At 43.4% G+C, this 14,058-nt stretch carries 14 protein-coding genes; 12 read left to right on the top strand and 2 right to left on the bottom strand.

Annotated elements, in window-relative coordinates; all coding sequences use genetic code 11:
• Window positions 1-9 precede the first annotated feature (9 nt).
• On the top strand, window positions 10-606 hold the full coding sequence (locus ACFSYC_RS09100; protein WP_377126063.1) for an HPP family protein: 597 nt from the start codon (window positions 10-12) through the stop codon (window positions 604-606).
• A 6-nt stretch (window positions 607-612) separates the two neighbouring features.
• Here the strand turns inward: ACFSYC_RS09100 and ACFSYC_RS09095 are convergent, their stop codons facing one another.
• Entirely contained in the window at window positions 613-1,425 is an 813-nt protein-coding gene (locus tag ACFSYC_RS09095) for an SDR family oxidoreductase (RefSeq protein WP_377126060.1), read from the bottom strand.
• 170 nt (window positions 1,426-1,595) lie between these two features.
• Here ACFSYC_RS09095 and ACFSYC_RS09090 point away from each other — a divergent pair, with 170 nt between their 5' ends.
• The 11 genes from ACFSYC_RS09090 (at window position 1,596) to ACFSYC_RS09040 (ending at window position 12,585) form a co-directional block, all read left to right on the top strand.
• Window positions 1,596-2,483 (top strand): PAS domain-containing protein, encoded by an 888-nt coding sequence (locus tag ACFSYC_RS09090; protein WP_377126057.1) that lies wholly within the window; start codon window positions 1,596-1,598, stop codon window positions 2,481-2,483.
• A gap of 1 nt (window position 2,484) precedes the next feature.
• Window positions 2,485-3,555 (top strand): sensor histidine kinase, encoded by a 1,071-nt coding sequence (locus ACFSYC_RS09085; RefSeq protein ID WP_377126054.1) that lies wholly within the window; start codon window positions 2,485-2,487, stop codon window positions 3,553-3,555.
• Window positions 3,556-3,863: 308 nt separating this feature from the next.
• Window positions 3,864-4,493 carry a TetR/AcrR family transcriptional regulator gene (locus tag ACFSYC_RS09080; RefSeq protein ID WP_377126051.1) on the top strand — a complete coding sequence of 210 codons (630 nt, stop codon included), beginning with the start codon at window positions 3,864-3,866 and terminating at the stop codon, window positions 4,491-4,493.
• Window position 4,494: 1 nt separating this feature from the next.
• Window positions 4,495-5,850: a TolC family protein gene (locus ACFSYC_RS09075; protein WP_377126048.1), complete on the top strand. Its 1,356-nt coding sequence runs from the start codon at window positions 4,495-4,497 to the stop codon at window positions 5,848-5,850.
• Between the two features lie 13 nt (window positions 5,851-5,863).
• Window positions 5,864-6,925: an HlyD family secretion protein gene (locus tag ACFSYC_RS09070; RefSeq protein ID WP_377126045.1), complete on the top strand. Its 1,062-nt coding sequence runs from the start codon at window positions 5,864-5,866 to the stop codon at window positions 6,923-6,925.
• 65 nt (window positions 6,926-6,990) lie between these two features.
• Window positions 6,991-8,535: a DHA2 family efflux MFS transporter permease subunit gene (locus ACFSYC_RS09065; protein WP_377126042.1), complete on the top strand. Its 1,545-nt coding sequence runs from the start codon at window positions 6,991-6,993 to the stop codon at window positions 8,533-8,535.
• A gap of 268 nt (window positions 8,536-8,803) precedes the next feature.
• Entirely contained in the window at window positions 8,804-9,409 is a 606-nt protein-coding gene (pnuC, locus tag ACFSYC_RS09060) for a nicotinamide riboside transporter PnuC (protein ID WP_377126039.1), read from the top strand.
• Window positions 9,406-9,945, top strand: coding sequence for an AAA family ATPase (locus ACFSYC_RS09055; protein ID WP_377126036.1), 540 nt, complete (start codon window positions 9,406-9,408; stop codon window positions 9,943-9,945). The genes pnuC and ACFSYC_RS09055 overlap by 4 nt, the downstream gene beginning before the upstream one ends.
• A gap of 165 nt (window positions 9,946-10,110) precedes the next feature.
• The gene (locus ACFSYC_RS09050; protein ID WP_377126033.1) at window positions 10,111-10,701 is read left to right on the top strand and encodes an RNA polymerase sigma factor; all 591 of its coding nucleotides are present in this window, start codon (window positions 10,111-10,113) and stop codon (window positions 10,699-10,701) included.
• Entirely contained in the window at window positions 10,698-11,258 is a 561-nt protein-coding gene (locus ACFSYC_RS09045; protein WP_377126030.1) for a hypothetical protein, read from the top strand. The genes ACFSYC_RS09050 and ACFSYC_RS09045 overlap by 4 nt, the downstream gene beginning before the upstream one ends.
• A complete protein-coding gene (locus tag ACFSYC_RS09040) occupies window positions 11,239-12,585 on the top strand; it encodes a hypothetical protein (protein ID WP_377126027.1) in 1,347 nt (448 codons plus the stop codon). Before ACFSYC_RS09045 ends, ACFSYC_RS09040 begins: the two co-directional genes overlap by 20 nt.
• A 106-nt stretch (window positions 12,586-12,691) precedes the next feature.
• On the opposite strand, the gene ACFSYC_RS09035 is transcribed toward ACFSYC_RS09040, so the two are convergent.
• Window positions 12,692-13,879: a class I SAM-dependent rRNA methyltransferase gene (locus ACFSYC_RS09035; protein ID WP_377126024.1), complete on the bottom strand. Its 1,188-nt coding sequence runs from the start codon at window positions 13,877-13,879 to the stop codon at window positions 12,692-12,694.
• Window positions 13,880-14,058: the final 179 nt, after the last annotated feature.

The raw sequence follows: 14,058 nt of genomic DNA, 5'->3' as shown, positions 1-14,058 counted from the left end.
TGCCGCCGAATGATGATCAGAAAATTACGAAGACACGTTAGAGCAGCAAAATATATTGTTTACAAAGAAACGCTGGTTGATTTCAGGGAACACTTTTGGACGTTCCTGGGATCGTTTTTTGGGATAGGATTAATAGGCGTTATCAGCAGTAAACATTTCACCGCTTCTGATAATCTATTCCTTATTGGGTCATTTGGGGCTTCGTCTGTTTTAATTTACGGCGTTATCAATAGCCCGCTGGCGCAACCGCGCAATTTAATTGGCGGCCACGTTATTTGCGCGCTGGTTGGGGTAACCGTTTATAAGTTAGCCCCCGATCAGTTATGGTTATCGTCGGCATTGGCGGTATCTATTTCCATCGTACTCATGCAAATGACCAAAACGCTGCACCCACCCGGTGGGGCTACCGCTTTGATAGCTAATATCGGGTCGCCAAAAATACACGCGTTGGGGTACTTTTACGTGTTAAACCCGGTACTGGCCGGATGCATTATTTTATTATGCGTAGCTATCATTTTTAATAACAGCACCAGCCACAGGCAATATCCTAACAATAAAAACTGGTACAAATTATGGCGTCGTTATAAACGTACACCGCGCCATTAAAAACACTTAAACCCCGCTAAATACTGCGAAACCCCCATCGACATTAATTACCGTACCGGTAACAAATTTTGATGCGTCGCTCAGTAACCATATCAGCGCGCCTACCAATTCGTCCGGGTTACCAAAGCGCTTAAATGGCGTTTGCCTTATCACCAAATTCCCCCTGTCGGTATAGCTACCGTCGGGCTGGGTAAGCAGTGTACGGTTTTGATCAGTAAGAAAAAAGCCGGGGGCAATAGCATTCATACGTAGTTTATCACCATACCTGTTAGCCATTTCTACAGCAAACCATTGGGTATACGTATCAATAGCTGCCTTAGCTAAAGAGTAGCCCAGCACTTTGGTAATAGCCCGCTGCGATGCCATAGACGATATGTTTACAATACTACCCTGTCCTCCTTTGGCCATCGCTTCGCCAAAAATTTGCGTTGGAATTAAGGTACCCCAAAGGTTAAGCTCCATAACCTGGCGCAAGCCGTCCATGTTTAGTTTAAAAATGTCTGCTTCGGGTTGTACTACGCCGCCTGGCATGTTACCACCCGCAGCGTTAATAAGCCCGTCAATACGGCCAAATTTGTTAAGCATAAGTTCGCGGGCGGCAATTAGTTCGTCTTCGCGCATTACATCGGCAATAAGTGCTATCGCTGTGCCGCCCTTCGCGTTTACAGCGTCTGCTCTGGCCTGGGCCACGGCTTGGTTACGACCCAATATGCCTACTATCCCGCCCGCTTTAGCTATACCTTTTACAAAAGCATCGCCTAAAACACCGGTACCACCTGTGGCTATAATTACTTTGTCTTTTAACGAAAATTGTTCCATATTTTTGGCGGCCGACGAAATGTTAATTAAGACAAACATCAATGTTTTGATCCATATAATCAACCGCTAACATTGATGATTTATCTACTGAATTTAAATTAATCCATAAACAAAACATTCAGATCGGGTTTAAAGTTATCATGTAATTTAAACGGATTATCAAGCTATTAATGAGCCCAGCATACCAACCTCTAAGCGATATAAAAGTCATCAATGCCTTGTCGACATCTACTACCGCGATTGCTATACACGTAACCCGTAATTTTAATATACAGTTTGCTACTGATGCCATGCTGGCCATTTGGGGCAAAGGTAAAGACGTGCTCGGCATGCCTTTAGAAGAGGCCCTGCCCGAACTTAAGGGACAGCCGTTTATAGCGATGTTTACCAGAGTTTGGGACGAATGTATCACTATATCGGGTACAGATGCCTTAGCCAAACTGGAAATTAATGGCGTATTGCAGGATTTTTATTTCGACTTTGAATACCGGGCCATACCGGATGATACCGGCAAGACCAGTTGTATCATCCATAGCGCTACAGACGTAACCCAACGGGTACTGAGCCGCATTAAAGAACAAAATCTTGCTGAAGAGTTATCAGCACTGAACGAGGAACTATACTCATCTAACGAGGAGTTGACCTCGTCCAACGAAGAACTGCTGGAATCGCAACAAGCTTTGCAGTCAACCTACGAAGAACTGATAGAAAGCGACGCCCGTTTCCGCAACATGGTTAAACAGGCCCCTATAGGCATTTGTATTATAGCTGCCGATGACCTGTTGATACAAGATGTTAATGACAGCTACCTTGAACTGGTGGGTAAACGCCGCGACGAGCTTGAGGGTTTTACCATTTGGCAGGCCGTACCCGAAGCTGCTGACGTTTATGCACCTATTATGACCCGGGTGATAACAACAGGCGAAGCCTTTATTGCGCGCGAGCATGAGGTGATATTGGTGCGCCAGGGCAAACCTCAAAGTGTGGTGGTTGACTTTGTATACGAGCCTATAACCAATATGGATGGTACAGTGAACGCCATAATGGTATTAGTTTGATGTGACCGATAAAGTAACCGCCCGCCGCCGCATAGAGGAGGTTGAAGAACGTATTAGACTTGCGGTTGAGGCTGCAGACATAGGCACATTTGACGTAGACCTGGTTAATAACGTAACCACAACATCTAAAAGATTTAACGAGATCTTTGGCTTTAACGGCCCGGCTACGCAAGCGCAATACGTATCAGTAGTTCATCCCGACGATTTACATATAAGGAGGAAAGCCTACAAAGCATCGACGGAAAACAAAGACAATAAACTTGTTTACGAGGTTAGGGTAATACACCCTGATCAATCTATCCGTTGGATAAAGCTGCAAGGCAAATTATATTACGATGACAACGGCACGGCGGTAAGAATTTTAGGCACCCTGCTTGACGTTACCCAGGTTAAACGCCTTGAGCGTCAAAAAGACGACTTTATTAGTATTGCCAGCCACGAGTTGAAAACACCCATTACCAGTTTAAAGGCCTCGCTGCAATTGCTTGACAGGATGAAAGAAAACCCTGCGCAAGGTGTTTTTCCTAAACTGATAGATCAATCAACCCGCAGTATGCAAAAAATAAGCGCGCTGGTTGATAAGTTGCTCAATGTGGGGCGGGCTAATGACCCGCAGATGCAGTTAAATAAAACAACTTTTCTAATAGCGGATATACTAACAAATTGCTGCAGTCATATCCGTATGGCTAATAAATACAAACTTAATTTAGCAGGCGATGAGTCTGTTAAAGTTAATGCCGACGAGCACGCTATTGACCAGGTAGTGATTAACCTGGTAAACAATGCTGTTAAGTACGCCCCCGATTCTGTAAACATTGACATGATGATAGAGCGTTTGGATGGCATGGCCAAGGTATCTATCAAAGATTATGGCCCCGGAATACCCGCAGATAAACAACCCCATCTTTTTGAACGGTATTATCAGGCCGATGTCAGCGGATTTCAAAACGCCGGCCTTGGCCTGGGTTTATACATCAGCGCCGAAATAATTAAACGCCACGAAGGCGCTATGGGTGTAGAGAGTACAATTGGCGAGGGCAGCACTTTTTGGTTTACCCTGCCCCTGGCTTAATAGCTTGCCCTTTTGCTATAACCTGCTATACATTGTTAATTTTTCGCCTTCGCGGATTGTTTCATTTGGTGATAAACGTTGTTGCGTTTGCGGTGAATCATCTGGCGCCCCTGAGCAGTCGACCTTCCTTTTAAATACCATTAGGGCAGGTAAATTTAAAATTCCCCTCTAATAACTATTGGCAAAACAATAAAAGTTAATCGATTGATTGATTTTTTATACTTGATTATCAGGACATTACAAATTTAACGTAAAAATAATTTTAATTAATCAATCGTTTGATTAATTTTGTGCTGTTAAATAACATCATGGACAAAGATAAAATAGATAAAAAGGATCATATACTCGATGTCGCCGAGCGCGTATTTGCAGATAAAGGTTTCGACGGCGCTTCAACTCGCCTGATATCAGGCGAAGCTGGTGTAAACATGGCTATGCTAAACTATTACTTTGGCTCAAAGGAAGGTTTGTTTTTGGCGGTGTTTCAACGTAAGATAGCGTCGTTTCAAGACATACTGCATAACCTGGGTAACGACGAAAGCATTACAGCCTGGAGCAAGATAGAGCAATACATTGAAATTTACGGCGATAAAGTAGTAAGCAACAATTGTTTTCAGAAACTACTGTACCAGGAAATGAGCATGAACCGCAGCAATGATCTGTCGGTAAAGCTTAGGGATATGCTGTTAAAAAACGTAGCCGAGTTAAGTAAGATACTAAAAGACGGCATAGCCGCCGGCGAGTTTAAAAACGATATAGACATAGCGATGGTGATAGCAACGCTTTACGGTACCAAAAACTATATCATTAACACTCCAATGATGTCGTCGCCATTATTGGGTTATGACATCCACGACGAAGTGGCCATTGAAACAAAACTTAAGCCGCAAATTAAAAGCTATATGAAAAACCTGTTAAAAGCATACCTACACAAATAAAATGAATACACAATTGAATACCACTCACAAACAACACCTTTATCAGATACCGCTGTTGGCCATACTATTGGCGTTCCTGCTAATGGCACTTGCAAACAATGCATCTGCGCAAGACAAAGATCTAAAACTTGAAGAAGCCATTAAATTAGGGCTTGAAAACAGCAAGGTCTTAAAGCTTTCGCAATCAAAAATAGACCAGGCTGTATCTGAATATAACCAGACGAAAGACCGAGCCCTGCCTACCGGCGAGGTAAGCTTTACCTACAACCGTGCGCAGATACCGGCTAACAGGTTAACTTTTGGCGAGGAAAGTATAGCTTTACCCAAGAGCGCTAATGCTTTTTTAGGCATTGCGTCCGTCAATCAAACTATTTTTGCGGGCGGTAAATACAAATACGCCAAAGAGTCGACCGAGCTGCTGACTAACGTTGCACGCCTTGATGCGGTTAGAGATCGCGATGAGATCACTTACCAAATAATAAACGGTTATTACAACCTGTACAAAATTTTGCAAAGCCAAAAAGTGGTAAAGCAAAACCTGGAAAGCATTGACGCGCAGATCCATCAATCGCAACGCTTTTTTGAGCAGGGTATAGTTACTAAAAACGATGTTCTGCGTTTTCAACTTCAACGCTCAAATGTTGAGCTAACAGGTATAGACCTGGAAACTAACCGCAAGATCATCAACCATAATTTAGATATCCTGCTGGGCTTACCAGAGCAAACCCGCCTAACCATTGCAGAGATACCTATGGCAAAAAGAAGAGCCGGTACCTTAATGGAATATATAGACAGTGCAATGGTTAACCGCCAGGAGTTAAGGCAGCTTGACCTGCGTAACCGCGTTGCCGAAACAAACATAAAAAGCATTAATGCCAATACAACGCCTACCATATCGGCATCTGCTGCGGCATACTATGTCGACGCGAGCGCTAATCCGCTGCCAAAATCGGGCAACTTTATTACGCCTATAACTGTTGGTGTCACCGCTGCCTGGAACTTCGGCGCGCTTTGGACCAACAAGAACAAACTGAGCGAAGCACGTATACAAAAAGATGAAGTAGCTATTAACAAAAGCATCACCCTTGACAACGTGAAGAACGAGGTTAACCAGGACTATCAAAACTATGTAATGGCGATGGATAAAATCCAGCTATTGCAAACAGCGATTGAGCAAGCCGGCGAAAACAACAACATCCTGGCATCAAAATACAAAAGCAATATAGCATCGGCAACCGACAGAGTGGATGCCGAGACATTGCTTTATCAGGCACAGATAAACCTTGAATTAGCTAAAGCTGATGCAGGACTGGCTTACTACACCCTATTAAAATCAACCGGAAAACTTAATAAATAATACAACACACAAAATGGCACAGAAAGAAACTAACGAAGGCGCACCAGCTAAGAAAAGCAATAAAGTAATACCCATTATTTTAGGAGTGGTACTTATAGGGGGCATATTTTTCGGGATAAAAGAATATATATATTACAGCAAACATGTTGATACTGACGATGCGCAGATTGATGCAGACATAAGCCCGGTTGTGGCCCGTGTAGGCGGCTATGTCGACAGCATTAACTTTGAAGAAAACTCGCACGTTAATAAGGGCCAGGTACTGGTTCAAATTGATCCGCGCGATTACAAGATCAAACTAGAACAGGCAAAGGCTGCACAAGTAGGTGCAAGCGCAGGCGTTAATGTTGGCCAGTCGGAAATTTTTACCAGCTCGTCAAACTCAGCTGTCGCTAAAGCGAATGTTGTATCGGCACAGGCACGTTTAGATAAAGTCAGAAAAGACTATGAACGTTACGCTAACCTGGTTAAGGATGGCTCTATCACCCAACAACAGTTTGATCAGGCAAAGTCTGACCTTGAAGTAGCGCAGGCAAACTTTGTGGCAGCAAAAGATCAATACAAGGCCGCTCAACAACAAATTAGCACAACCCGTAGCCAGTTGCAGGTTACCAACACCGGGGTTAACCTAAAACAAGTTGATGTAGACTACGCTAATTTACAGCTAAGTTATACCGATATTAAAGCGCCTGCAAGCGGTACAGCATCTAAAAAGAATGTACAACTAGGTCAATTGGTACAAGCCGGGCAGACCTTATTTAATATTGTCAATGATAACAGCCTGTTTATTACAGCTAACTTTAAGGAAACACAGCTAGAGCATATCCGCAACGGCCAAAAAGTAGAGATGGAGATTGATGCTTACCCGGATATGAAATTAGAGGGTGTAGTTTACAACTTCTCGCCTGCCACGGGTGCTAAATTCTCTTTACTGCCGCCAGACAACGCTACCGGTAACTTTGTTAAGGTTGTACAACGCGTGCCAGTTAAAATCAAGATCAATGGCGCTAAAGAAGACCTTGCCAAACTGCGTGCAGGTATGAGCGTAGATGTGTCTGTATTGATAAAAGACTAATTCAAGTTGCCAGTGCTGGGTTTAATCAAACACACGGGCAACTAACAATATACTTAAACAAAATCATGGCTGAAACCGGATTTAAAAAATGGATTATTACCATCACGGTGATCACCGCTTCATTACTGGAGCTTATTGACACTACGATAGTAAACGTTGCGTTGCCCCACATGCAGGGTAACCTGGGTGCTACCCTTGAGGATGTAGCCTGGGTTGTAACCGGGTATGCGGTTGCTAACGTAATTATATTGCCCATGTCGGGTTGGTTAGGGGGGCGTTTTGGTCGCAAAAAGTACTTCATGGCCTCTATTATCATATTTACTATTGTATCGTTTTTGTGCGGTAATGCCAGTAATATGGATGAGCTCATCATTTTCAGAATACTGCAGGGCTTAGCCGGCGGTGGCCTGATATCAACATCGCAGGCTATCCTGATAGAAACCTGGCCACGCGAGCAAATAGGTACAGCTACTGCTTTGTTTGGCTTAGGCGCTGTTGTAGGCCCTACTGTAGGCCCTACCATTGGCGGCTGGATTGTTGAACATTTTGCCTGGCCCTGGATATTTTACGTAAACATACCGGTTGGAGCGCTGGCCGCCTTCTTCGCCTACACCTTTATTAACGAAACGCCCAAGGAGGAGAAGCGGCCCGTCGATTGGTGGGGAATCGCGTTACTGGCAATTGCGGTGGGTAGCTTACAAACCGTATTAGAAAAAGGCGAGAGCGAAGATTGGTTTTCTAAAACCTATATATTAGTTTTAACCGTGACCGCGGTATTGGGCATATTGCTCTTTATATGGCGCGAAACAACTACCGACCACCCAATTGTAAACTTTAGCATCTTGCGGCACCGAAGCTTTTCTGTCGGGATGTTTACATCGTTTGTACTGGGCTTTGGCTTATATGGGTCCATGTTTGTTTTCCCCGTATTTTGCCAAACTTTACTGGGGTTTGACGCCCAGCAAACTGGTGAATTACTGTTCCCGGGCGGCTTATGTACCATTGTTATGATGCCATTTATAGGCAAAATGCTTAATAAGGGAATACCCGCCCAGTTTATGGCTACTATTGGCATGTTCTTGTTTTTTGTGTTTGCCAACATGCTTAGCCACTCGACACTTGCCACCGGCGAGAAAGATGTATTGATACCATTGTTGGTACGTGGTATTGGTATGGCGCTGTTATTTGTACCACTTACCACCCTTGCTATGGCTGATTTGAAAGGGCCGGAAATTGGTCAGGGATCGGGCTTAAACAATATGATGCGCCAATTAGGCGGCTCATTTGGCATTGCCGTTTTAACTACCGTGATACATAACCGACAAGGCTTTCACCGTAACAACCTGCTTACCAATATCAATGAATATAACCCGGCCTTTATTGAACGCCTAAATGGCTATGTACATAAGTTTATGGCCGAAGGTAAATCAGCTATAGACGCAACTACAATGGCTTACAAGGCTATCGAAGGCGGCATAATACGACAAACCCTGTTACTCACCTATGATGATGCCTATTGGCTGTCTGGCATGGTGATGCTATGTTCAATACCGTTGCTTTACCTGCAACCGTTTAAAAAGAAAATGAAAGTACCTACTGACATCCACTAAAAAAGAAAGCCGTTCTCCTATGAAAAGAACGGCTTTTTTACAAAAAAAATTAACAACTAAATCTGCATTTTGTCTCCGATTGCGGCTTTCCTCACAACAAAAAAGTATCCTCGCGAGACGTGTTTAAATCTTAGGCATAAATTTAAAATTTTTTAATTAACAAATCCTATTTTTATTTACCTTAAATGAAAAAAATTTCATTTAAGGTATCGTCTCCACAATCGCGCCCCCTGATAAAAAACCGAACCTGTTGTTTTATATTTGACCAATGGTAATTATGCAGGCTATGCAAGACTGGTGGCAACACCAAAGCTGGTTAGAAATAACCGGCGTTATAACAGGTTTACTGTGCGTATACCTTGCTGCCAAAAACATTATCTGGAACTGGCCCTTCGCTATAGTAAGCGTAGTTATCTACATTTTCATTTTCTGGGATGCACACCTTTTTGCTGATATGGGCCTGCAGGTGTATTTCCTGGTGGTAAATATCTATGGTTGGTACTATTGGAGCCAAAAACCAGCCAGCGCGAACAAAGTACCCATTGTGCGAATCACCAAAAAAGATAGCATACTGGCAGCACTGGTGGTAGCCGCCGTTACCTTTATCCTGGGATCATTGTTAAAATATACTACTGCATCTTTCCCTTTTCTGGATAGCTTTTGCGCGGCCTGCAGTATAGTCGCTCAAATTTTAATGGCCCGCAAGGTGGCAGAGAATTGGTTGATATGGATATTTGTGGATGTAATATACGTAGGGGTTTACCTATTTAAAGACCTGCATCTGACAGCTGTAATGTATGCCATTTATATAGTAATAGCGACAATAGGTTATATAGACTGGAAGCGGGACTGGAAAGCACAACATACTCAATGATAAAAACATCGCAAATCATAAAAATAGCCATTGTTGGTCCTGAGTCAACTGGTAAGTCAACTATGTCTGCATATCTGGCCAGGCATTACGATACCATTTGGGTACCCGAGTATGCACGCGGCTATTGCGAAAAGCTGACCGCCCCCCCTACCTGGCAGGATGAGATCAATATGTTTTACGGGCAGATAGCTTTAGAGGACGAGATGACGGCGCAAGCTTACAACGACCTGCTAATATGCGACACCACCTTTATCACCGTAAAAATTTGGAGTGATGAAATGTTCGGCAGTTCGCCCAAAGATGTACTTGACGAATTGCCAAAACGCCCCTACGACCTTTACCTGCTGCTGGACATTGACATGCCTTGGGAAGACGACCCACTTCGCGATTTCCCCCACATGCGCGAGCATTTTATGGAAGTGTGGTATAAGGAGCTTGATAGTCTTAAAGCTAATTATGTGCTAATAAGCGGTATTGGGCAGGCCCGGTATGATAACGCGGTAAAAGCTGTTGATGATTTTTTGTCTAACTCTTGATCTTAGAATTCAAAATTGCCCAGGTTCTAATGATATCCTATTATCTTTTCTACCAAATCTTAGTTCGGACAAATGTGTTAGCAATCTATACTTACCCATTCTAATTACCATTTCACTTTATTTTCTCAATAATTCCACCATTCGTGCAACATCGAAAAATAATCCTTGTCTTATAACCTGAAAGCTTTAAGAAACTTGGACACCACCTTATTCATAGACAAACATTACAACCTTGTGTTTGAGTGTAAACAGGGCAGTAAACGGGCCTGTCACGATCTGTATAAATTATATGCTAAAGCGATGCTGAATGTCGCTTTTAGGATAGTGGGTAATGTTACCGAGGCGGAGGATGTGTTGCAGGAGGCGTTTTTAGATGCTTTTAGGCGGATACATGATTTTAGGCAAGAAACCACTTTTGGTTTGTGGCTGAAACAGATTGTTGTAAGCCGCTCTATCAACCTGCTGCGCAAACGTAAGGTTGAGTTGGTTGAACTTGGCGATGATGTAGACAATATACCCGACGAGCAGCCGGAGGGCGACGAAGAACTACAATATAAGGTGGCTCAGGTGAAAAATGCCATGACAGAGCTGCCTGAGGGTTACAAACAAGTGATTTCATTATACCTGATAGAAGGGTATGATCATGAGGAAATAGGGCAAATTTTAGGTATAACAGAAAACACGTCTCGCACACAGTTTTTAAGGGCGAAGAGAAAGTTAAGCGAGATTTTAGTAAGAAAGGGTATAACACAATGAGCAAGCGATTAGAGGATTTTATACACAACAACCGCCAGGAATTTGACGATCTTGAACCAAGAACCATTCTTTGGGGACGCATTGAGTCAAAATTGCCCGAGCAGTATCAAGAGAAGAGAAAAGAGGGTAGAACTTTTTCACTTGGCTTTGTTTTGCGGGTGGCCGCTGCAGTAATTTTGGTTATGGGGGGTTGCTTTTTTTGTTTCCTGCAAACCCGTCTATCGACGAATATTAGCCTTGCGGCCATCAACCCCGAATATGCCAAACAACAGGTGCGCTACACCTCGTTAATTGCAACAAAGCGCACCGAACTTAAAAGCATCGCCCAAACCGACCCACAGCTTTATAAAGAGTTTATCGGCGAGTTGGCAAAAATGGATTCAACCTACAAAAAGCTTAATAAAGATTTAGTTACCAGCCCAAACCAGGAAGCTGTACTGCGTGCAATGATCCGGAACTTGCAAATGCAGACAGAGGTGCTTAATCAGCAACTAACTGTAATTGAACAATTTACCGAATTTAAAGATCAACAGAACAATGAAATTAAAACTATATAAAACGGTATTAATAGCCATTATCAGCTTTGTTGCCAATGGCATTGCCGTTGCGCAAACTGCACCGGCTACACCTACTGCCCCTACCGCAGCTGTAGCGCCTGTAATAACGCCCTTTGAAGAAACGGTAGTTTATACAAGATCTTCTCAAGATAGCACGTACACTAGCAAAATGCGCAAACTACAGAATCAAATGCGTGCTTTAAGCAAAGAGATAAGCGAGCTGGCTCGTGAGCAAAGCCGTAAAGCGACTGCTGTAGCAACCGAAAAAGTAGCTGCTTTTAAAAAGGTGCAGGTATTACGCTTTCAGTCAGATTTTGACCACAACCAAACACGCGTTTTTTCAAATCAACGTTTTAATTTTAATAACGACACAAACCTGCAAAAACAGGTTGCCGATGGCTATGTAAAAGAAAGAAGCAAAACTTTTACGAAAAGCTACCCGGTTGATGCTAAGGATAAATTGCAGATAGATAACCGCTACGGCAAAATTGTTGTGAATACATGGGCTAGAAATGAGGTTAAGGTTGATGTAGACATTAAAGCTTACTCGTTAGAAACTGATGATGCCCAAAAGCTGTTAGACCAAACATCCGTACTTGCACGCAAGGATGCCAATGGTGTAAATTTTAGCACCAACATTGACCAGGGCAGCAACTCGTGGTGGGGCAGCAGCTCAAATAACGGTAAAATTACTAAACTGAGGAAAGTGGTCATTAACTATACGGTTTACATGCCTGCTAAAAACCCGCTCACTATCACCAATAAGTATGGTTTGGTTTCATTACCCGATCTAAGTGGTAAGCTGATTATCAACAACAGCTATGGGGGTTTGGTAGCAAAAGATCTGACCAACACCGACAATAATATTGTGGTAAGATACGGTGATGCAAATATAACCAGCCTTAAAGGCAGTAATATCGACGTAGCTTATGGTAGCTTGGCCTTGGAGTCGGCAGATAAGCTTACAGCCAAGATTAGCTATAGCACAGCTAAAATAGGCAAGCTTAATACGTCTGGCGATATTAATTTAAGATACGGCAACGGGCTGGCAATAAACGAACTAGGCAGACAGTTAAAAACCTTGAATATAAACTCTTCTTACGCGCCGGTTAAAGTTAGTTCAACAGCTGACATTGATGCAGATTTTGATGTGACCGTACATTACGGCGAATTTATGCCTAACAGCACAACTAAAATCACCAACCAAACTCCCGATAAGGAAAGAGGAAGTAACAACACCAAAACCTATAAAGGACAAATTGGTAAAGGTAGTAACGCTAAGACAATCGTTATCACATCCAGATATGGCGGCGTAAAGTTTGATTAATTTAGAGAGCCAGACATTATAAATTAGAAAGGGCCGAGTTAGCAATGCTTAACTATCGGCCCTTTGTATTTATCACTTCTTTTGAGTCTTGTTTCTTAACGCTCTGCTAAAATACCCTGCACAACAAACCCTTTAAATACTCGCCTTCCGGGAAAGATGATCGTACAGGATGATCTTCCGGCTGGCATAACTGACCAACAAACTGCACTTGCTTACCCGCATCCAAAGCGGCCCATGCTAATACCTGTTTAAAGGTCTCCATATCCATAGCTCCCGAGCAAGAAAAAGTGGCCAGCAAGCCGCCTTTATTAAGCAGCAACATAGCAACGCGATTGAGATCTTTATAAGCTCTTGAGGCTCTTACCAAAGCCGAACGCGAAGGCGCGTATTTAGGCGGGTCAAGCACAATGACGTCAAACATATCCCCCGCTTCTTTAAACGCGCGCAGTTGCTTGTTTACATCTGATTGTATAGACGAGTGTTTGCCTGCATCCAGCTTATTAAGCTTGATATTTTCTTTCAATGTATCAATAGCCAGGGCAGAACTGTCTACACTCGTTACAGATGCGGGGCCATTTTGAAGGGCGTTCAGCGTAAAGCCGCCGGTATAGCTAAAGCAATCCAATACTTTTTTGCCTTTTGCGTGGTTAGCTACTATCAGGCGGTTGTCGCGCTGGTCGCAGTAAAAGCCTGATTTTTGGCCTTCGGCGATATTGATATTGTACAGTATGTTGTTTTCTCTTACCTCAACAAAATCCGGCGGGGCATCGCCAAACAAAACGACATTGTCTGTGCCCAGGCCCTCGTGCTGGCGCGATGAAGCATCGCTTTTATCAAAGATACTTTTGGGGTTTAGCAGTTTGCGCAGCTCATCAATAATTACCGGCATTACGTTTTCAATGCCGGATGTAAGTACCTGCACCGCCAGATGATCGCCGTATTTATCTACGATCAATCCGGGCAGGTAATCGGCCTCGCTAAAAATTAAGCGGCAGGTATTTGTAGCACCGGTGCTCAACAATTCGGCACGGCCGGCTACGGCCTCGCCAACTTTGACACGGAACCAATCCTCATCTACCTTGAAATCCTCATTCCACTCCAGCAACCTTATAGCAACGCGCGACTGATCATTATAAAACCCATAGGCCATAAAATCGCCTTTAGCGTTTACCAGACGCACTATGTCCCCATTGGTAGGTTTACCCTTAACAAGCGCTATTGCGCCCGAAAAAACCCACGGGTGACGGTGTAGTACCGCTTTCTCTTTGCCTTTGTTTAATACAACATCAATCATGAGCGCAAAGGTAACAATTTACAATTATGGTAATTGTCAGAAGGGTCTCAGCCCTTGCATAAACGCAAAAAGCCGGCAATGAGCCACGAATGGTCGGAAGAAATTCCGACCATTTTTATGTTTTGAAAAACAAACCCGGGTCTCCGCCGCATTGCACAACGATCAGGGCTATAGCGAGG

Source organism: Mucilaginibacter antarcticus, assembly GCF_042686155.1.
Taxonomy (GTDB): domain Bacteria; phylum Bacteroidota; class Bacteroidia; order Sphingobacteriales; family Sphingobacteriaceae; genus Mucilaginibacter; species Mucilaginibacter antarcticus.
Note: the sequence above shows the minus strand (reverse complement) of the source record. Positions and strands in the feature narration are given on the sequence as shown.